Annotated in this window: 19 protein-coding genes; 15 read left to right on the top strand and 4 right to left on the bottom strand. The window is 70.6% G+C overall.

Going from position 1 to position 19841, the window contains the following annotated elements; genetic code table 11:
• Nucleotides 1-61: 61 nt before the first annotated feature.
• On the top strand, nucleotides 62-748 hold the full coding sequence (locus tag IE317_RS05200; protein ID WP_191306891.1) for a 4'-phosphopantetheinyl transferase family protein: 687 nt from the start codon (nucleotides 62-64) through the stop codon (nucleotides 746-748).
• 156 nt (nucleotides 749-904) lie between these two features.
• Here the strand turns inward: IE317_RS05200 and IE317_RS05195 are convergent, their stop codons facing one another.
• Both IE317_RS05195 and mihF read right to left on the bottom strand, forming a co-directional pair.
• Nucleotides 905-2056 (bottom strand): isochorismate synthase, encoded by a 1152-nt coding sequence (locus IE317_RS05195; protein ID WP_191306890.1) that lies wholly within the window; start codon nucleotides 2054-2056, stop codon nucleotides 905-907.
• Between the two features lie 85 nt (nucleotides 2057-2141).
• Nucleotides 2142-2453, bottom strand: coding sequence for an integration host factor, actinobacterial type (mihF, locus tag IE317_RS05190; RefSeq protein WP_051767699.1), 312 nt, complete (start codon nucleotides 2451-2453; stop codon nucleotides 2142-2144).
• A 444-nt stretch (nucleotides 2454-2897) separates the two neighbouring features.
• Between mihF and IE317_RS05185 the strand changes: the two genes are divergently transcribed.
• The 8 genes from IE317_RS05185 to IE317_RS05150 all read left to right on the top strand — a co-directional run bounded on the left by IE317_RS05185 (nucleotide 2898) and on the right by IE317_RS05150 (nucleotide 12257).
• Nucleotides 2898-4538 carry a long-chain fatty acid--CoA ligase gene (locus IE317_RS05185; protein WP_191306889.1) on the top strand — a complete coding sequence of 547 codons (1641 nt, stop codon included), beginning with the start codon at nucleotides 2898-2900 and terminating at the stop codon, nucleotides 4536-4538.
• Nucleotides 4539-4638: 100 nt separating this feature from the next.
• Complete coding sequence (locus IE317_RS05180) at nucleotides 4639-5928, top strand: ABC transporter substrate-binding protein (protein ID WP_229902482.1); 1290 nt, start codon at nucleotides 4639-4641, stop codon at nucleotides 5926-5928.
• On the top strand, nucleotides 5925-6821 hold the full coding sequence (locus IE317_RS05175; protein ID WP_191306888.1) for a carbohydrate ABC transporter permease: 897 nt from the start codon (nucleotides 5925-5927) through the stop codon (nucleotides 6819-6821). Before IE317_RS05180 ends, IE317_RS05175 begins: the two co-directional genes overlap by 4 nt.
• A complete protein-coding gene (locus IE317_RS05170; protein WP_191306887.1) occupies nucleotides 6818-7633 on the top strand; it encodes a carbohydrate ABC transporter permease in 816 nt (271 codons plus the stop codon). The genes IE317_RS05175 and IE317_RS05170 overlap by 4 nt, the downstream gene beginning before the upstream one ends.
• Before the next feature lie 439 nt (nucleotides 7634-8072).
• On the top strand, nucleotides 8073-8654 hold the full coding sequence (locus tag IE317_RS05165; protein WP_191306886.1) for a TetR/AcrR family transcriptional regulator C-terminal domain-containing protein: 582 nt from the start codon (nucleotides 8073-8075) through the stop codon (nucleotides 8652-8654).
• A gap of 126 nt (nucleotides 8655-8780) precedes the next feature.
• Nucleotides 8781-10505 carry a TIGR03767 family metallophosphoesterase gene (locus IE317_RS05160; protein WP_191306885.1) on the top strand — a complete coding sequence of 575 codons (1725 nt, stop codon included), beginning with the start codon at nucleotides 8781-8783 and terminating at the stop codon, nucleotides 10503-10505.
• 16 nt (nucleotides 10506-10521) lie between these two features.
• Nucleotides 10522-10923 (top strand): PaaI family thioesterase, encoded by a 402-nt coding sequence (locus IE317_RS05155; protein WP_191306884.1) that lies wholly within the window; start codon nucleotides 10522-10524, stop codon nucleotides 10921-10923.
• A 71-nt stretch (nucleotides 10924-10994) separates the two neighbouring features.
• Nucleotides 10995-12257, top strand: a complete 1263-nt coding sequence (locus tag IE317_RS05150; protein ID WP_191306883.1) for a peptidase C39 family protein — start codon at nucleotides 10995-10997, stop codon at nucleotides 12255-12257.
• Between the two features lie 39 nt (nucleotides 12258-12296).
• Here the strand turns inward: IE317_RS05150 and IE317_RS05145 are convergent, their stop codons facing one another.
• Nucleotides 12297-12746, bottom strand: a complete 450-nt coding sequence (locus tag IE317_RS05145; RefSeq protein WP_191306882.1) for a carboxymuconolactone decarboxylase family protein — start codon at nucleotides 12744-12746, stop codon at nucleotides 12297-12299.
• 78 nt (nucleotides 12747-12824) lie between these two features.
• Between IE317_RS05145 and IE317_RS05140 the strand changes: the two genes are divergently transcribed.
• From IE317_RS05140 to IE317_RS05125, 4 genes are all read left to right on the top strand, one after another.
• Nucleotides 12825-13679 carry a sigma-70 family RNA polymerase sigma factor gene (locus IE317_RS05140; RefSeq protein WP_191306881.1) on the top strand — a complete coding sequence of 285 codons (855 nt, stop codon included), beginning with the start codon at nucleotides 12825-12827 and terminating at the stop codon, nucleotides 13677-13679.
• 51 nt (nucleotides 13680-13730) lie between these two features.
• On the top strand, nucleotides 13731-14189 hold the full coding sequence (locus IE317_RS05135; protein ID WP_191306880.1) for an HAD domain-containing protein: 459 nt from the start codon (nucleotides 13731-13733) through the stop codon (nucleotides 14187-14189).
• Between the two features lie 104 nt (nucleotides 14190-14293).
• Complete coding sequence (locus IE317_RS05130) at nucleotides 14294-15391, top strand: S-(hydroxymethyl)mycothiol dehydrogenase (RefSeq protein ID WP_191306879.1); 1098 nt, start codon at nucleotides 14294-14296, stop codon at nucleotides 15389-15391.
• 65 nt (nucleotides 15392-15456) lie between these two features.
• A complete protein-coding gene (locus IE317_RS05125) occupies nucleotides 15457-16011 on the top strand; it encodes a gamma-glutamylcyclotransferase family protein (RefSeq protein WP_191306878.1) in 555 nt (184 codons plus the stop codon).
• On the opposite strand, the gene IE317_RS05120 is transcribed toward IE317_RS05125, so the two are convergent.
• The gene (locus IE317_RS05120; RefSeq protein WP_373308964.1) at nucleotides 15989-17608 is read right to left on the bottom strand and encodes an FAD-binding oxidoreductase; all 1620 of its coding nucleotides are present in this window, start codon (nucleotides 17606-17608) and stop codon (nucleotides 15989-15991) included. The two genes, IE317_RS05125 and IE317_RS05120, sit on opposite strands and share 23 nt — an antisense overlap.
• A 97-nt stretch (nucleotides 17609-17705) precedes the next feature.
• Between IE317_RS05120 and IE317_RS05115 the strand changes: the two genes are divergently transcribed.
• Together IE317_RS05115 and IE317_RS05110 are read left to right on the top strand one after the other, a co-directional pair.
• Entirely contained in the window at nucleotides 17706-18269 is a 564-nt protein-coding gene (locus IE317_RS05115) for a TetR/AcrR family transcriptional regulator (RefSeq protein ID WP_191307286.1), read from the top strand.
• Entirely contained in the window at nucleotides 18266-19807 is a 1542-nt protein-coding gene (locus IE317_RS05110) for a glycerol-3-phosphate dehydrogenase/oxidase (RefSeq protein WP_191306877.1), read from the top strand. The genes IE317_RS05115 and IE317_RS05110 overlap by 4 nt, the downstream gene beginning before the upstream one ends.
• Nucleotides 19808-19841 lie beyond the last annotated feature (34 nt).

Below are 19841 nucleotides of genomic sequence, written 5' to 3'. Positions count from 1 at the left end.
CCCCAGACCTCGGCCGGAATTCGTGACAACGGCTTCCGGGCCGGGAAGGATCGGAGGGGTGATGGAGATCGAGGTCCGCTGGTCGTCGCCGTTGCCCGCCGAGGAACGCTTCCTGCGCCTGCTCGACGACGTCGAACAGGGCCGCTTCGAGGCGTACCGGCAGGAGGCGGACAAGCGGCGGTTCCTCACCGGCCGGGTCCTGGCCAAGACGGTCGCGGCCGAGCGGCTCGGCCTGGCCGTCGAGGCGGTGCGGTTCGACGCGACCTGCGAAGACTGCGGCAAGCCGCACGGCAGGCCCCGCGTCCCGGGCGCGGACCTGACGCTGTCGATCTCCCATTCGGGCGAGCTGATCGGCATCGCGGCGACGCCGTCGGTCCCGGTGGGGCTGGACGTCGAGACGGCGACCCGCCGCGCGGACGACGGCCTGATCGACTACGCGCTGAGCCCGGCGGAGGCGGAGCACCTGGCGGGCCTGGGGCCGGAGGAGAAGGCCGCGGCGTTCTTCGTCTACTGGACCCGCAAGGAGGCGGTGATGAAGGCCACCGGCAAGGGCCTGCGCATCCCGCTGCAGAGCATCACGTTCTCCCGCTACGACGAGCCGGCCCGCCTGGCCGCGTCAGGCGACCCGGCCCTGAACCCGGCCACGACGCGGCTGGCGGACCTGAAGGCCGCGGACGGCTACCGGGCGGCCATCGCGGTGCTGACCACCGAGGAGCTGTCGGTCACCGAGGAACACTGGACCCCCTGAGCCCGAGCGCCCCAAGGTGGCCTTGGTTGCGTTGAATCAGCACTGCGGCGCGAAGCGCCTCCGTTGAGGGTGGTGGCGGGGGCATGGATGGAGCACCGAAGGCCGCCTTGGGTGCGTCTGACGCACCGAAGGCCACATTGGGGCGCTCTGGGCCGGTCAGTCCGGGAGGTCGGCCAGGCCCATCGCGGTCAACAGCGTCCGGAACTTCGCCGTCGTCTCGTCCAGCTCCGCCTGCGGATCCGAAGCCGCCACGATCCCCCCGCCCGCGTACAACCGCATCGACGTCGAGGCGATCTCCGCGCACCGGATCGCCACCGCCCACTCGCCGTCGCCCGCTGCGTCGACCCAGCCGACCGCGCCCGCGTAGTAGTCGCGGTCGAACGGCTCCAGCTCCTGGACCAGCTCACGCGCACCCTCCGTCGGGGTGCCGCAGATCGCCGGGGTCGGGTGGAGGGCCGCCGCCAGGTCCAGCGCCGTGATGTCCGGGTCCGCCAGCTCGCCCGCGATCGGCGTGCGCAGGTGCCAGATCGCCGGGGTCGTGACCAGCTCCGGGCCGGCCGGGACGTCCAGGGTCCGGCAGAACGGCCGCAGCGCCTCGACCAGGTAGTCGATCACCACGGCGTGCTCGAGCTGGTCCTTGCGGGAGTTCCGCAGCGCCTCGCCGTTCGCGCGGTCGACGACCGGGTCGGCCGAACGCGGCATCGAGCCGGCGTGCGGCGAGGAGAAGACCGTCCGCCCGGTGCGGCGCAGCAGCAGCTCGGGGGTCGCCCCGACGAGTGACCGGCCGCCCGGCAGCTCGGCCGCGTAGGTGAAGTGCCGGGGATTGCCGACGGCCAGGTTCCGCACGATGCTCTCGGTCGGCACCGGCGCGGTGAACTCGAGGTCCAGGGCACGTGCCAAGACGGCTTTGCGCAGGTCACGCGCGTCCAACGCAGCTACCGCGGCGCGCACCGACGACATGTGCAGCGCCGGTGAGGGCACCGCACGCACCCGCACGGGCATCGGCAGCGTCTCGCGCGGCAGCGAAGGCGCTCCCGAGGAGCGGTGCACCGTCCGCGGCACGACGAGGTGACCCGGCACCTTCGTGTCGGGTCCGGTGTCGAACGGCAGGACGCCGACGGCCAGCGGGGCGCCCGTCTCGGCCAGGACGCCGGGGATCGCCGAGGCGAGCCGCCGCGGGTCCGTCTCGGTCACCGTCCGGATCGTGCCCTGCGCGAGGAGTGCGCGCGAAGCCGTCGTGAAGAGGAAGTCGCCACGCTGGTAGCGGGCGGCGAGGTCAGCCGGGGTCGCCGGATCAGGAGAACTCACAAGACCCAGCGTCCCAGGCGACGGGAGATCCGCGAGGGAAGTGTCGCCAGCGACACTCCCCCCGCGGTCAGCTCCTGGTGACGCGCTACTTGAGCGCGTCGATGAGCGCCTCGCGCTGACGCTCGCCCAGACCGGCCGCACGCCGGTCCGGGTCGATGCCGGCCTGCTCGAGCAGGGCGGCGACCTTCACCGCGCCGAGGCCGGGGACGGCCTTCAGCAGCTGGGTGACCTTCGTCTTCCCGATGGTCTTGTTCTCCTTGGCCTGCTTGAGCACCTTTTCGATGCTCTCCTTGCCGGACTTGATCGACGCGAGCAGCTCCGAACGCGCCTTGCGAGCCTCGGCGGCCTTGGCCAGGGCCTCGGCGCGCTGCTCCGGAGTCAACGTAGGCAGAGCCAACGTAGTGTCCTTTCCTCTCAGGTCTCCGCTTTCGCGGCCGACAGCTTTTGTGAGTGCTTGCTCCTGCAAGCGCTGCTCAGCCGTCTCTTGCCACGGGCCCAGTAAACGCCACCCGCTTCGTGGCCGTGCAACCGACACGCACTTATTACCCCCGGAGGTGATACCGGGCAACCCGCTCCGGCCTGCGGAAACGCTCCCAAGAAGTGGCCGGCGTGGCCTCTCTCACCCGGAAGTGGAGCTTCCGTTACGCCCTGTTCTCGTGCACATTTCCTTGCACATAAGGAAAAGTCGAAAAATTGATGATCTTGATCATCGTCCGGTCGTCGCCCGATCGCGCTACGACCGTGACCGAACGGAGCCGTTGTTGACCATGCTCGCTTCACCCGATCCGCATTAGAGTCGGCCCAACCCCAGCCCACCGGCGAACGACCCCCGGGAGCGACCATGTTGAGCACCATGCAGGAGGGCCAGCTGTCGCTGGCGAACCTGCTCCGCCACGGCACGTCGGTGCACTCGGCGAGCGAAGTCATCACCTGGACCGGTTCAGAAGCCCGCCGCGAGACCTACGGCGACCTCGGCAGGCACGCCGCCCGGCTCGCGAACGCCCTCCGGGGCCTCGGCGTGACGGGCGACCAGCGCGTCGGCACGTTCATGTGGAACAACGCCGAGCACATGGCCGCCTACCTGGCCGTTCCGGCCATGGGCGCCGTGCTGCACACGCTGAACATCCGGCTGTTCCCGGAGCAGCTCGTGTTCGTCGCCAACCACGCCGAGGACCACGTCGTCATCGTCGACGGCACCCTCGTTCCCCTCCTGGCCAAGCAGCTGCCGCAGTTCAAGACGGTCCGGCACGTCATCGTGGCCAACGGCGACGCCGCGTCCCTCGAAGCCCCCGACGGCGTCCAGGTCCACTCCTACGCCGAGCTGCTGGCCGCCCAGCCCGACACCTTCGACTGGCCGGACGTCGACGAGCGCTCGGCCGCCGCGATGTGTTACACCTCGGGCACGACCGGTGACCCCAAGGGCGTCGCCTATTCACACCGGTCGATCTGGCTGCACTCCATGCAGGTCTGCATGAGCGACAGCATGAACCTGGCGCAGAGCGACAAGGCCCTGGCCATCGTGCCGATGTTCCACGCGATGGCGTGGGGCCTGCCGTACGCGGCGCTGATGGTCGGCGCGTCGCTGCTGATGCCGGACCGGTTCCTCCAGCCGGCCCCGATTTCGGCGATGCTGGCCGCCGAGAAGCCGACGTTCGCCGGCGCGGTCCCGACCGTCTGGCAGGGCCTGCTCGCCCACCTCGAAGCCCACCCGCAGGACATCTCGCACCTGCGTGAGGTCGTCGTCGGCGGGTCGGCGGTGCCGCCGTCGCTGATGCACGCGTTCGAGGAGCGCCACCACGTCTCGATCCTGCACGCCTGGGGCATGACCGAGACGTCGCCGCTGGGCAGCGTCGCCCGTCCGCCGGCGTCGGCGACCGGCGACGACGTGTGGAAGTACCGCTACACGCAGGGCCGCTTCCCGGCGTCCGTGCGCGCCCGGCTGATCGACGACGGCGGCGCGGTGCTGCCCTGGGACAACGAAGCCGTCGGCGAGCTCGAGGTACAGGGCCCGTGGATCGCCGGCCAGTACTACGGAGGTTCCGACAGTGCCGATTCCCCGGACCCGGACAAGTTCCACGACGGCTGGCTGCGCACCGGCGACGTCGGCAAGATCAGCGCCGACGGCTACCTGACGCTGACCGACCGCGCCAAGGACGTCATCAAGTCCGGCGGCGAGTGGATCTCCTCGGTCGACCTGGAGAACCAGGTGATGGGCCACCCGGCGGTGGCCGAGGCCGCGGTCGTCGGCATCCCGGACGAGAAGTGGGACGAGCGCCCGCTGGTCGCCGTCGTGCTCAAGGAGGGCCAGAGTGTCACGCCGGAGGAGCTGCGCGACTACCTGAGCGACAAGGTCGCGAAGTGGCAGCTGCCGGAGAACTGGACGTTCGTGGACGAAGTGCCGAAAACCAGTGTCGGCAAGTTCGACAAGAAGCGGATCCGCGCGTCCTACTCCGAGGGAAAGCTCGACATCGCCCAGCTCTAACGGGTAAGACTCCGGCGAGTCTTCACGCCTTTGGTGGTCACCATGGGGGAACCTAACGCCCCTATGGTGACCTTCAGAGCACGTCGGAGGGGTTCTGAGGATGCAGCGGAACAGGCGGAGTTTCCTCGCACTGGCCGGGATGGGCGCGCTGGCGACGGCCTGCGGGTCGAACACCGGGCGGCAGGGTGACCCGCCACCCTCGACGGCGTACTCGGCGGGCCCGCCGCCGTCGAACGCCCCGAAGGTCCCGCTCCAGCAGTGGTACCACGCGTACGGCGAGGAAGGCGTCCAGGACGCCGTCAAGCGGTACGCCGCGAGCTACCCCGGCGCGGCCGTGACCGTGCAGTGGAACCCGGGCGACTACGACTCGAAGATCGTCACCGCGCTGCAGAACAGCAAGGTGCCCGACGTCTTCGAGGCACAGGTCAAGATCGACTGGGTGCGGCAGAAGCAGGTCGTCCCGCTCGACGACGTCATCGGGCCGGTGAAGGGCGACTTCAGCCCGGCGGTGCTGGCCGCGCAGACCGTCGAGGGCCGGGTCTACGGCATCCCGCAGGCCACCGACACGCAGCTGCTGTTCTACCGCAAGAGCCTGCTGCAGGCCGCCGGTGTGCAGCCGCCGCAGACGGTCGACGAGCTCGTCGACGCGGCCGCGAAGCTGACGAAGGACGGCGTCAAGGGCCTCTTCGCGGGCAACGACGGCGGCGTCGGCGTGTTGACCGGCCCGCTGCTGTGGTCGGCGGGCCTCGACTACCTGAAGAACGGCAACCGCGAGGTCGGCTTCGACGACCCGCGCGCGGCCACTGCGCTGGCGAAGCTGCACACGCTGAACGCCAACGGTTCCCTGCTGCTCGGCGCGCCGGCGGACTGGTCGGACCCGGGCGCCTTCATCGACGGGCTGACCGCCATGCAGTGGACCGGGCTGTGGAACGTGCCGAAGATCCGCCAGGCGTTCGACGACGACTTCGGCGTGCTGCCCTTCCCGAAGCTGGACGGCAGTGGCGCGCCGTCGGTACCGGTCGGCGCGTACGGCGCGATGGTGAACGCCAAGAGCGCGCACGTCGTCGAGGCCAAGGCGTTCGTGAAGTGGCTGTGGATCGACCAGACGCAGGACCAGCTGGAGTTCGCGACGAAGTTCGGCTTCCACGTGCCGGCCCGGCAGAGCCTGATCGGCCGCGCCGACAGCCTCAAGTCCGGCCCGGCCGCCGACGCGGCCCGGTTCGTCCAGGAGAACAGCCACCTCGTCGGCGGCCCGGTGTGGACCCAGCAGGCGAACACGGCACTGTCCGACGCGGTCGCGAAGATCGCCAAGGAAGGCGCGGACCCGGTCGCGCAGACCAAGACGGCCGTCGAAGTGGCGAAGGCCGAGCTGAAGCGCCTCTTCGGATGAAGAAGCGCGATGCGCGCGCGTTCTGGCTGTTCGTCGGACCGTTCCTCCTGGGGCTGGCGGTCTTCGCGTACCTGCCGATCGGCTGGAGCGCCTACCTTTCGTTCTTCGACGCGCGCAACACGGTGACACCGACCGAGTTCGTCGGGCTGGACAACTACGGGCACATGCTCACCGACGAGCCGTTCCTGTCGAGCCTGGGCACGTTCAGCGTGTTCGCGGTGTTCATCGTGCCGCTGACGTTCGTGTTGTCGCTGGCGCTGGCGCTGGGCGTCAACCGGCTGCGGTTCGCGCAGGCGTTCTTCCGATCGGTGTTCTTCCTGCCGTTCGCGTGTTCGTACGTGGTGGCGTCGCTGATCTGGAAGACGTCGCTGTTCTCCGGCGTCCGGTACGGACTGGCGAACACGGTGCTCGGGTGGTTCGGCGCCGACCCGGTGGCCTGGACCGGGACGGTCGACCCGCCGCTGTACTGGATCGTGCTGGTGACCGCGCGGCTGTGGCTGCAGCTGGGGTTCTACATGATCCTGTTCATCGCGGCACTGCAGCGCATCCCGGCCCAGCTGTACGAAGCGGCCTCGCTCGACGGCGCGAAACCGGGCTGGCAGCTGTTCCGGTACATCACGCTGCCGCAGCTGCGCGCGACGGCGGTGGCGGTGCTGCTGCTCAACCTGATCAACGCCTACCAGGCGTTCGACGAGTTCTACAACATCATGGGCGACGCACGCGGCTACCCGCCGTTCGCCCGGCCGCCGTTGGTGTACCTGTACTACACGTCACTGGGTTCGGGCGGCCAGGACCTCGGCCGGGGCAGCGCCGGCGCGGTGATCCTGGCGCTGATCATCGCACTGGTGACGGTGCTGCAGGGCCGGGTGCTGCGGTTCGGGCGTGCTTCGTGAAAGCGTTCCTGCGGTGGGCTTGCCTGGTGGTCGCGGCGGTGTTGTTCCTGCTGCCGTTCTACCTGTTGCTGCGCAACGGGCTGGCGTCGCGATCGGACCTCACCTCTCCACAGTGGACGATCTTTCCGTCCACAGTGCACTGGGAGAACTTCGCGCGGCTGTTCTCGCTTTCCGACGTCCCGTTCGCCCGCAGCCTGCTGAACTCGGCGCTGGTCGCGACCCTGCAGACGACCGGCTTGCTGGTGCTCTGCTCGCTGGCGGGCTACGGCTTGGCGCGGATCCCCTACCGGCATTCCAGGATCGTGTTCTACGCGGTGCTGGCGACGCTGATGATCCCGACGTCGGTGACGTTCGTGCCGAGTTTCGTGGTCGTCTCGTCGCTGGGCTGGTTGTCGGACTTCCGCGGCCTGGTGATCCCCGGGCTGTTCAGCGCGTTCAGCGTCTTCCTGTTCCGCCAGTACTTCCTGGACTTCCCGCGCGAGCTGGAGGAGGCCGGGCGGGTGGACGGCCTGTCCCGCTGGGGCGTGTTCTGGCGGGTCGTGGTGCCGAACTCGAAGGGCTTCTTCGCGGCGATCGCGGTGATCACCGTGATCGGCAGCTGGAACGCGTTCCTGTGGCCGCTGATCATCGCCCAGTCGCCCGATTCCTGGACGGTCCAGGTGGCCTTGTCGGGCCTGCTGACCGCGCAGAACCCGCAGCTGAACCTGCTGTTCCTGGCGGCGGCGGTGTCGATCCTGCCGATCGTGCTGCTGTTCGCGTTCCTGCAGCGGTACCTGGTGCGCGGAGTCGCGGAGTCCGGCCTGAAGGGCTGAACCGCCACCACAGCAAGGCGAACGTCAGCACCAGCGCCCCGCCGTCGGTGATCAGGGAGGGCAGCAGGCCCGGCCAGCCGTACAGGTCCAGCGTCGCCCGCCACACCGGCGGCGGGATCACGAACACGCCAGCTGCCTGGGTGGCGTTCACCGCCAGGACCAGCCAGAACACCCACCGGCGCCCGGTCAGGACGAGCAGCCCGAGCAGGTTCCCCACCAGGTAGACGTCCCCCGCCAGGCGCAACCCGGTCAGGAAACCGTCGGACAGCGGCGCGCCCGCCAGCAAGGCCGCGCGCGCCACCAGGCCGGGGCCGATCACCACGAAGTTCTGCACCGCCGTGCCGATCGCGAACACGAGCGAACAAACCGCCACCCACCAGCGCATCCCCAGTCCCCTATCAGTGATAGAGACCAATCTATCACTGATAGAGTCCGCCGGGTGCCGCTCGATCGCCGCCGGATCACCGAAGCCGCCCTCGAACTGCTCGACGAGGCCGGGCTCGCCGAACTGAGCACCCGGCGGCTCGCCGCGCGGCTCGGCGTCAGCTCGCCGACCCTGTACTGGCACGTCAAGGACAAGGCCCAGCTGCTCGACCTGCTCGCCGAGGCCATCTGCGAAGACGCGTTCGACATCGACGAGACGGCGGACTGGCGCGGGCAGCTCGAACAGGGACTGCACCAGTTCCGCGCGCTGCTGCTCAAGCACCGCGACGCCGCAACCCTGCTTCGCGAGCGCTTGCCCGGGCCGAACCGCCTGGCGCACATCGAGACGACGTGCCGGATCCTGCTCGACGCGGGCTTCACCCCCGAAGACACCGCGGGCATCGCCCGCCTGCTCACCGCGCACGTGCTCGCCTCCGCCGAGACGCCCGCACGGACCGATCCCGAGTTCCGGAACCGGCTGGCCGGCTTCCCCACCGTCGCGGCGCTCGGCCCGGCGTTCGCGCGCACCACCGCGGACGAGCTGTTCGCCCTCGGCACCGAAGTGATCCTCGACGGCCTCGCCGCACGGCGGAAATGACCACGACCTTCGGCGGTACACCCCCCTCGATGCCCGTGACAGGCTAGCTCGAAATGTCACGTTCACCGTCCGGTCACCGACGTCAGGCACGGTGCTGGGCAACCGAGAAGACTGGGGAGCGAACCCATGGCCGAACTCACCCGGCGCACCTTCGCCACCGCGGGCGCCGCCGGTGTCGGGCTCCTGCTCTGCACGCCCACCGCCAACGCCCTCGACCGCGCCCTGCGACTGACGAGCGCCCGCTCGGTCACCACCGCCGGGACCACGCTCGAGCAGGTCGCCACGGGTGGCGCCACCAGCACCTACTCGCGCCTGTCCGCGGGTCCCGGCTGGCCGCTGGTCGTGCGGAGCGATCTCGCGACGCCGAAGAGCGGCCGCGACGACCGGCGCCGGGCGCTGTCCGCCTTCGTCCAGTTCACCGACCTGCACATCACCGACGCGGAGAGCCCCGCCCGCTTCGAGTACCTGCACCCCTACATCGGCTCCGCGCACCGGCCGCAGGAGGCGCTCGGCACCGTCGCCACCAGTGCCCTCGTCGAGCGCGTCAACAGCGTGCGGCAGGGCCCGTTCACCGGGCGGCCGTTCGACCTCATGGTCACCACCGGCGACAACACCGACAACCACGAGCTGATCGAGCTCGAGTGGTTCCTCAAGGTCCTCAACGGCGGCACCGTCACCCCGAACTCCGGCGACGCGAACGCCTACGAAGGCGTCCAGGCCTCGGGCAACGACGAGTACTGGAACCCCTCGATCCCCGGTGTGGGCGACCAGTACTCGGCGAAGGGCTTCCCGCAGCTGCCGGGCCTGCTCGAAGCGGGCATGAAGGCCTTCACCGCGCCCGGTCTCGACGTCCCGTGGTTCTGCACCTTCGGCAACCACGACGACAGCATCGTCGGCTCGCTGCCGGCGAACATCCCGGGCATCGACGCCTGGTACACCGGGAAGTACAAGGTGATCGGCAAGGACGAGACCACCTCGAAGAAGCTCGCCGACGCGATCAAGAGCGGCTCCGGCGTTCCGGTCGCGGAGCTGTTCGGCGGCAGCGGCACCATCCGCGAGGTGACGCCGGACGCGCGGCGCCGACCCTTCAGCACCGGCGAGTTCGTCCGCGCCCACCTCGACGCGGCCAACACCGGCCCCGGCCCGGTCGGCCACGGCTTCACCAGCGCCAACGCCGACGGCCAGAACGTCTACTACACGTTCCGGATCGCGCCCGGCATCACCGGCATCAGCCTCGACACGACCACCGACGCCGGGTTCGCCGACGGCTCGATCGGGCTCGCGCAGTACTCCTGGGTCGAGTCGACGCTCAAGCGCGGCAGTTCGACGTACTACGACTTCTTCGGCCGCAAGGTCACCCACGCCGTCACCGACGAGCTGTTCCTGCTCTTCAGCCACCACACCAGCGGCTCGATGGGCAACCTGCTGCCGGACTCGCGCCACCTGCTCGACCCGCGGCTGGACGGTAACGCGTTCGTCGCGCTGCTCAACCGGTTCCCGAACGTGCTGGCCTGGGTCAACGGCCACACGCACCTCAACAAGATCACCGCGCACGCCGGGAACACGCCGCAACAGGGCTTCTGGGAGATCAACACGGCGTCGCACGTCGACTTCCCGCAGCACGCGCGGATCGTCGAGGTCGCCGACAACGCCGACGGCACGTTGTCGCTGTTCACGACGCTGATCGAGGCCGAAGCGCCGTACGCCGTCGACTACGACGCCCGGACGCCGCAAGCGCTTGCGTCGCTGTACCGCGAGCTGTCCTACAACGACATCCACGTCGACCTCGACCGGGTCGGCGCGGCCACGGACCACAACACGGAGCTGCTGCTGGTGAACCCGCTGTCCTGAACGGCAGAGTGAGGGCATGACCGATCTCGAGGGCACGCAGCTCTTCCACCGCTCCATGCCGTTTTCGGAACGCCTCGGCGTGGAGGTGCTGGAGCACGGGCGTGAACTCGTCCGCAGCCGGCTGAAGTGGGACGAGAGCCTCTGCACGCTCGGCGGCGCGCTGCACGGCGGCGCGCTCATGGCGCTGGCCGACTCGACCGGCGCCGTGTGCGCGTTCCTCAACCTGCCCGAGGGCGGCCAGGGCACGACGACCGTCGAGTCGAAGACGAACTTCCTGCGTGCGGTGCGTTCGGGCTACGCCGTTGCGTCGTCCAGACCACTGCACGCGGGCCGCAAGTTCGTCGTGGTGGAAACCGAAATCCACGACGATGACGGCAAGCTGGTCGCGAAAGTGACACAGACCCAGGCGGTTCTGTAGGTACCTGTTTACAGACCCGGCCGGACCGGCGAAAATCTCTGGCTACTGGGTGGGTCGAGCAGGGAGCCGCGATGCGCGTACGCAAGTTGTTCACCTTATTGTCAGTGGTCGTGTTGTCCGCGGTAACCGCACAAGCCGCCGAGGCCGGGCCCGTCCGGCCCCGCGACGACGAGGCGATCGACTACCACGAGTGGACCGGCGGCCGCTTCCACGAAGGCCACTTCGCCGGGGTGGCGCTGAACCGCGACGGCCTGCGCCTCACCCACCCGATCGGGACGGTCCAGCACACCGAGCCGGAACTGGGCACGACGAGAACGTACGAATACGGCCAGTGGACGTCGCCGGTGTACCGGCAGGGCTTCGGCGCGACGCAGCTGGTGGCGTCGTGGAACGCGAAGACGCCCGCGAAGACCTGGCTGCAGGTGGAGGCGCAGGGCCGGACGTCGGCCGGCGCCGAAACGGCGTGGTACGTGATGGGCCGCTGGGCCAGCGGCGACACCGACATCCTGCGCACCAGCGTCGACGGCCAGGACGACGCGAACGCCATGGTCGACGTCGACACGCTGGTCACGAAGGCGGGCGTGACACTGAAGTCGTACCAGCTGCGGGTGAGTCTCTACCGCGAAGCCGGCTCGGGCGCAACACCGTCGGTGAGCTTGCTGGGCGCGATGACTTCGGCCGTCCCGGACCGCTTCGAGGTCCAGCCGACGAAGCCGGGGCGTGCCACCGGGATCGAGCTGAAGGTGCCCGCGTACGCGCAGAACCTCCACAAGGGACAGTTCCCGCAGTACGGCGGGGGCGGCGAAGCCTGGTGCAGCCCGACGTCGACCGAGATGGTGGCCGAGTACTGGGGCAAGAAGCCGTCGGCGGCGGAGATGTCCTGGATCCCGGCGGACTACGTCGACCCCCAGGTGGCCTTCGCGGCGCGCTACACCTACGACCACGCGTATGACGGCACGGGCAACTGGCCGTTCAACACCGCGTACGCGGCTTCGCGTGGGCTGCGCGGCCACATCACGCGCCTGCACTCGCTGAACGAGCTGGAGAACTACATCGCCCGTGGCATCCCGGTGATCACGTCGCAGTCGTTCCTCTCCTCGGAACTCGACGGCGCCGGCTACGGCACGTCGGGGCACATCATGGTCGTCATCGGCTTCACCAAGGACGGCGACGTGATCGCGAACGACCCGGCGTCGAGCAGCAACGACCGGGTCCGCAACGTGTACAAGCGCGACCAGTTCGAGAAGATCTGGCAGCGGACGAAGCGCTACCGCGCGGACGGCACGGTGGCGGGCGGCCCGGGCGGCATCGCGTACATCATCACACCGGCCTGACCAGGTTCGGCGGGGCGCCGCGGCGGCGCCCCGCCGGGCTCACCACGTCTTGCCGGCCTGCTCCCGGATCGCGCGGTTGACGCGGTTGAAGAAGCCGGTGAGCGCGATGTGCGTGACGATCGCCAACAACTGCTTCTCGTCGAAGTGCGCCGCGGCGGCCGCCCAGATCTCGTCGGTCACGCCGGGCTGGCCGTCCTGGATCCGCGTGGCGGCTTCGGTCAGCTCCAGCGCCGCCCGCTCCGGCTCGGTGAAGAACGGCGTCTCGCGCCAGGCGACGACGCTGTGCAGCCGGTCGTCGGTCTCGCCCTGGCGCTTGGCGTTCCGGACACCCGCGTAGGTGCAGGGCGCGCAGCCGTTGATCTGGCTGGCCCGCAGGTGGACCAGCTCGAGCAGCAGCGGATCGACACCCGCGCCGTGCACTGCTTTGTAGAGCTGCTGGACCGCGCCGGTCACGTCGGGGTCGCTCGGCGTCTTCAGCCGTGGTTCCATCGGTTCCTCCATCGGTTACCTGTGCCCCTCCGGGCCCGTCATGTCCACGACGGAGCAGAAGCGAGGAAGGTAACGACCATGTCCGACAGGTTGGCGTCGACGTTCGAAGCGCAGCGCGACCGGCTGCGCGCGGTGGCCCACCGGGTCCTGGGTTCCCACGCCGACGCCGAGGACGTGGTCCAGGAGGCGTGGCTGCGCCTCTCCCGCCAGGACGCGGCGACGATCGACAACCTCGAAGGCTGGCTGACGACGGTGGTGGGCCGGATCAGCCTGGACGTGCTGCGGTCGCGCCGAGCGCGTCCCGAGGGCGCGTACGAGGAGATCGTGGTGGAGGCCGACGACGACCCCTCGGCGGACGCGGAGCTGGCGGATTCGGTGGGGCTGGCGCTGCTGGTCGTGCTGGAGACGCTGGGCCCGAGCGAGCGGCTGGCGTTCGTGCTGCACGACCTGTTCGCGGTCCCGTTCGAGGAGATCGGCCGCATCCTGGGCAAGTCGACGGCGGCGGCCAAGATGCTGGCGAGCCGGGCCCGCCGGAAGGTCCGGACCCCCGCACCGCCGACCGGGCCTTCCCAGCGCGAGGTGGTTCAGGCATTCCTGACGGCGGCCCGCGACGGCGACTTCGAGGAGCTGCTGCGGGTGCTCGACCCGGACGTCCGCTTGACGATCGACACGCCGGACGGAGTGGTGGTGGTCCTGGGCGCCACGAACGTGGCGGCGGGCGCCCGCTTCGGAGCCACCAACGACGGCCGCCGCGTCCTGGTGGGCGGCCTGCCCGGTGTGGTGGCGTGGCGCGCGGACGGGACGCCGCTGTCGGTGGTGGCGTTCACCGTGGTCGACGGCCGGATCGTGAGCATCGCGGCGGTGGCGGACCCGGTGAAGCTCGCGTCCATGGCCCTGCCGGAGCCGCCCGAAACCGTCGGTGGTGCCCGGTAAGCTGGAAACCGGGGCCGGAGGCCGGCCTGCCCGTGCCAAACTGCGGAGACCATGCTGCTGTTCCTCGACGTCGACGGCCCGCTGATCCCGTTCGGAGGCAGTCCCCGCACCTACGGAACGGGCACCGACCTGGGCAATCCCCTGCTGTCCCGTATCGACCCGAGCCTCGGCCCGCAGCTGCTGGCACTGGGCTGCGAGCTCGTCTGGGCCACGACTTGGGCGCACGACGCCAACGAGTGCATCGCCCCGCTGCTCGGCCTGCCGCCACTGCCCGTGCTCGACTGCCCCGACGAAGGCCTCCCCGGGCTGCACTGGAAGACCGCGCCGATCGTCGAGTGGGCGGCCGGGCGCCCCTTCGCCTGGATCGACGACGAAACCACCGACGCCGACCGCGCCTGGGTCGCGCGCCACCACCCCGCACCCGCCCTCCTGCACACCGTCGACCCGGCCACCGGCCTCACCGGCCAGGACCTCGCCACCCTCGCCACCTGGACGACCACAGTTGCGTAAAGCGCAACAGGTTGCGCAGAACGTCACTCATGCGGATGTCGCCATCTCCGCATGATCCGTGATTAGCTGCGGTCGACCAGCAGCGCAGCCGGAAGGTGGTTCGAATGCCCTACGAGGTCCAGGGGGTCGTTTCGCGGGCGAAGGGCGAGCCCGTCTCGCTGGAGACCGTCCTCGTGCCCGATCCCGGTCCCGGCGAAGCCGTCGTGAACGTCCAGGCCTGCGGGGTCTGCCACACCGACCTGCACTACCGCGAGGGCGGCATCAACGACGAGTTTCCGTTCCTGCTCGGCCACGAGGCCGCCGGGGTCGTCGAGGCCGTCGGCGAAGGCGTCACCGATCTCGAGCCGGGCGACTACGTCATCCTCAACTGGCGCGCGGTCTGCGGCACCTGCCGGGCCTGCAAGCGCGGCAAGCCGTGGTACTGCTTCTCCACCTTCAACGCCGCCCAGCCGATGACCCTCCAAGACGGCACGAAGCTCTCGCCCGCCCTCGGCATCGGCGCCTTCCTCGAGAAAACTCTTGTCCACAGCGGACAGTGCACGAAGGTCGACCGGGCCGCCGAGCCCGCGGTCGCCGGGCTGCTCGGGTGCGGGGTCATGGCCGGGCTGGGCGCGGCCATCAACACCGGCGCCGTCACGCGCGGCGACTCGGTCGCCGTCATCGGCTGCGGTGGCGTCGGCGACGCCGCCATCGCCGGCGCGAAACTCGCCGGGGCCACCACGATCGTCGCGGTCGACATGGACGACCGGAAGCTCACCTGGGCGAAGGACTTCGGCGCGACGCACACCGTCAACAGCAAGGGCCTCAGCGAAGCGCAGGTCGTCGAAGCCCTGCAGGACGCCACCAGCGGGTTCGGCCCCGACGTCGTCATCGACGCCGTCGGCCGCCCCGAAACCTGGCGGCAGGCCTTCTACGGCCGCGACCTGGCCGGTACGGTCGTGCTGGTCGGCGTCCCGACGCCGGAGATGCGGCTGAACGACCTGCCGCTGATCGACTTCTTCTCGCGCGGCGGCTCGCTGAAGTCGTCCTGGTACGGCGACTGCCTGCCCAGCCGGGACTTCCCGATGCTCGTCGACCTCTACCTGCAGGGCCGGCTCCCGCTCGACAAGTTCGTCACCGAGCGGATCGGCGTCGACGGCGTCGAACAGGCCTTCGAGCGCATGCACCACGGCGACGTCCTGCGCAGCGTGGTGACGTTCTGACCCTCTTCACCGACGATGAGTACCCGGCCGAGCCCTACCCGGGCACCCGGCCGGGCCACTCGTTCGTGCACGTCGACGGCGTCGGGCACCCGCTCGACACCGCCCCCGACGGCTGGCGCGACCGGATGGCCGTGCTCGCCTACGGCTCGAACGCCAACCCGTCGAAGATCACCTGGCTGCGTGCCCGGCTCGGGCTCGAAGGCCCGGTCGTCGTGGCGCACGCGCGCTGCGCGGGGCTCGCCGCCGTCTGGGCGGCCGGCTTCCGCGTGGTCGACGACCAGCGCCCGGCCACCCTCACCGCGCTCGACGGCGTCGAGGAGCACGCCATCTGGTTCGTGACGCCGGACCAGCTCGCGGTCCTGGACCGCTGCGAAGGCCGCGGCACGCGCTACCACCTGGCCCGGCTGACCGACCCCGACATCACCCTCGAAGACGGCACGCGCCTGACCGACGTCCACACGTACGTCGGCGCCGCGCCGATCCGCTACCCCCTGCTGGTCGACGGCGCGCCGGTGCGCACGGCCGACGTCCCGCAGGCCGCAGCGGCGCTGCTCGACGGCGTCGCGGCCGACGGGCACGGCGTGCCCTGCGAAGTCGTCACACCAGCTTTCCCGGGTTGAGGATCCCGGTCGGGTCCACAGTGGACTTGGCTGCCCGCAGCACCTCGACGCCGAGCGAGCCGATCTCCGCGCTCAGGTAGGGCGCGTGGTCGACGCCGACGGCGTGGTGGTGCGAGATCGTGCCCAGCCCGGCGATCGCCTCGCAGGCCGCCGCCTTCGCACGCTGCCACTGCCCGACCGAGTCGGTTTCGTCGCGGGCCGTCAGCACCGTGAAGTACAGAGACGCGCCCGTTTCGTACGCGTGCGAAATGTGGCACATGACGATCGACCGGCCCAGCGAGGCCGTCAACGCGGCGCGGACGTCGTCGCGCAACTCGTCCACATTGGACCAGTAGGCGGCTGTCTCGAGCGTCTCGACACAGACCCCCATGTCCAGCAACGTGTCCCGCTGCCGCGGACCGGCGAACCGGCCGTGCCGCCACGATTCGCCGAGCGCCTTGCCGACGCGCACGGCACCGGAGGCCTTCAGCCGACGAGCCGTCTCACGGCGGCGCAGCGCCACGTCGTGCGCGGTGCCTTCCCAGCCCACGATGAGGAAACACGGCCGCCGGACGCCCCGCGCGGCGAGGTAGCGGCGCAGTGCCGCCGTCTTCAGGCCCGCGTTCAGCGCCAGGGAAACCTCCGTCTCGTCCACATCGGACAGCCGGGTGACGTCGGCGAGCGCGTGGTGCTGCGCGAGGTCCCGCACCGCTTCGGCACCGGCGGCCCAGCCGGGCAGCGCGTAGCCCTCGTAGCGCCGGACCGGCGGCGCCGGCCGCACCCGCAGCGCGACCTCGGTGATCACGCCGAGCGTGCCCTCGCTGCCGATCGCGAGCTGGCGCAGGTCCGGTCCCGCCGCGGACGCCGGGGCGACGCCGAGCTTCCACGGGCCGCGCGGAGTGGCCAGCCGGACGCCGGTCACCATGTCTTCGAACCGCCCGTACCCCGACGACGCCTGGCCGGCCGAGCGCGTCGCCGCGAAGCCGCCGATCGTGGCGCGCTCGAACGACTGCGGGACGTGCCCGAGCGTCAGGCCGTGCCCGGCGAGCAGCCGCTCGGCCTCGGGCCCGCGGACGCCGGCCTGCAGCACGGCGATGCGGGACTCGGCGTCCACCGACACCAGCGCGTCGAGCCGGACGAGGTCCAGCGCGATGACCGACGTCTTCTCCCCGCGCAGCGCCGCGACGCCGCCGACCACCGACGTCCCGCCGCCGAAGGGCACGACTCCGACGTCGTGCTGGACGCAGGCATCGAGGACCGCCTGGACCTCGTCGGGGTCGGCGGGCAGCACGACGGCGTCGGGCACCGGGAAGTCCGCCGAGGGCGAACGGCGCCGCAGGAGGTCGAGGTAGGACAGCCCGGTGGCCCGCGCCAGCCGCGCCGGGTCGTCGACCAGCACGTTCTCCGCGCCGACCACTTTCGCAAGCGCTTCCTCGGCCGGTTTCGCCAGCTTCGGTGACGGTATTTTTACCGGCATGTCGCCCGCGGGAGCGCCACCGGGGACCACGGGGCCGATACGCTGGTCGAGCCACCTCGCCGCGCGCGCGGGCAGCGGGGCGGCGCCGGCGGCTCCCTCGGTCCAGGACCGGCGGAGGCGGTGGTCAATAAGAGCGTTCACGACTACAGTGTGACATATGGACGTAAAACGTCACACCATGCAGACGGCGGGTTCCTCCGCGCTCGCGGACACCCGCAACCGCCAGACGGCGACACGGGTGGCCGATGACGTGCTGCTCGACGCCGCGCGCTCGTGCGTGCTGGCCGTCGGTGTGCGCCGCACCACACTCGCCGAAATCGCCCGCACCGCGCGCGTCAGCCGGATGACGGTCTACCGCCGTTTCCCCGACGTCCGCAGCGTGCTCGCCGCGCTGATGACCCGCGAGTTCAGCGGGTTGCTGCGCACCGCGAGCGAAAGCGGCGCCGACGCCGCGCACAGCCGCGACCGGCTCGTGCTCATCGCGGCGGCCGGCGTCCGCGCATTATCGACCGACCCGCTGTTCCGCACCCTGCTCGACGTCGACCCCGAGCTGGTTCTCCCGTACATCGTGGAGCGGCTGGGCGCGACGCAGAAGTTCGCCGAGCAGGCGCTGCACGGGCTCCTCGAAGCCGGCCACCAGGACGGCTCGATCCGGCGGGCGCCGGTCGCGGTGCAGTCGCGGTCGGTGCTGCTGGTGGTGCAGTCCTTCGCGTTCTCGCTGCGCCCGGCGACCGCGGACGTCGACGAGGCGGCCCTGATGGCGGAGTTCACCCACGTGCTCGACGCGGCTTTGCGGCCATGACGCCCGGCTCGCTCAACGCGCGGCGCCGCGAACGCGAGCTCGCGGAGCTGGCGTCGGGCGAGCGCGTGGACATCGTCGTGGTCGGCGGCGGCGTCACCGGCACGGGTATCGCACTGGACGCGGCTTCGCGAGGCCTGTCGGTGGCGCTCGTCGAGGCGCACGACCTGGCGTTCGGGACGTCGCGCTGGTCGTCGAAGCTGGTCCACGGCGGCCTGCGTTACCTGGCGCACGGTGAATTCGGCTTGGCGCACGAGAGCGCGGTGGAGCGCGGGATCATGATGACGCGCACGGCCCCGCACCTGACGCGGGCGATGCCGCAGCTGTTCCCGTTGTACCCCAGCACTTCCCGTGTCCAGGAGAAGGTGGTCGCGGCCGGTTTGCGCGCCGGGGACGCGCTGCGCCGGGCGGCACGCACGCCGTCGTCGGTGCTGCCGGGGCCGCGTTCGGTTCCCGCTTTGGAGGCCCTGGCGCTGGCGCCCGGTCTTTCCGCTCACGGGTTGCGCGGCGCTTTGCTGGCATACGACGGCGCTCTGGTCGACGACGCGCGCTTGGTGGTGACTCTCGCGCGCACGGCAGCGTCGTTCGGCGCCCGAATCCTCACCCGACTGTCGGCTTCGTCGATTTCGGCAGACCGGGTCCAGGTGCGCGACGCCGTCTCCGGCTCCACAGTGGACATTCACGCGCGGCAGGTGATCAACGCGACCGGGGTGTGGGCGGGAACGCTGACGGGCGCAGTCCGGCTGCGGCCGTCACTCGGCTCCCACCTGGTGCTGGCGCCGGGGACGGTGCCGATGGGGACGACGTCGGTGAACATCGGCGTGCCCGGGGAGACGAACCGGTTCGTCTTCCTGCTCCCCCAGCCGGACGGCCGAGTCTATTTGGGACTGACGGACGAGCCGTTATCGGGTCCGATTCCCGCCGTGCCAGTGGTTCCGGAGTCCGATGTGGACTTCTTGTTGTCGCTGGCATCGTCGGTGCTCGCCCGGCCACTGACCCGGGCCGACGTGGCCGGGTCGTACGCGGGGCTGCGGCCGCTGGTCGAGGGAACGGGCGGCCGATCGGCGGACCTGTCCCGCAAGCACGCGGTGCTGGCGGGATCCGACGGACTGTTGACGGTGGTCGGCGGCAAGCTGACCACGTACCGGCGGATGGCCGAGGACGCGGTCGACGCGGCGGTCCGCTTGGCGGGCCTGACGGCTTCGCCCTGCCGCACGGCGCGGTTGCCTTTGCTGGGCGCGGCTCCCCGGTCTCATCTGTCGCTTGTGGACGCTTCACCGCGACTGGTGGCCCGGTACGGCACGGAGGCGCCCCGGGTGGCGGCGCTGGGCGAGCTGGACACGGAGTTCGCGGCCCCGGTCGGACCGGGAACCGAGATCACGGCGGCCGAGGTGGTGTGGGCGGTCCGGAACGAGGGGGCACTGGACGTGGAGGACGTACTGGAGCGCCGCACGCGGCTGTCGTTGATCCCGGCGGACGCGGAGGCCGCGCGGGAGCGGGTGGCGGAGCTTGTCGACAAGTCGCTGGCGGGGTTGGCCTGAGTCCCGTTGCCGCGACAGCACCCACCACGGCCGA

This window comes from Amycolatopsis bullii, from assembly GCF_014654205.1.
GTDB classification, from domain to species: domain Bacteria; phylum Actinomycetota; class Actinomycetes; order Mycobacteriales; family Pseudonocardiaceae; genus Amycolatopsis; species Amycolatopsis plumensis.
The sequence above is the reverse complement of the archived record's forward strand: the minus strand, read 5'-3'. Positions and strand labels throughout refer to the sequence as shown.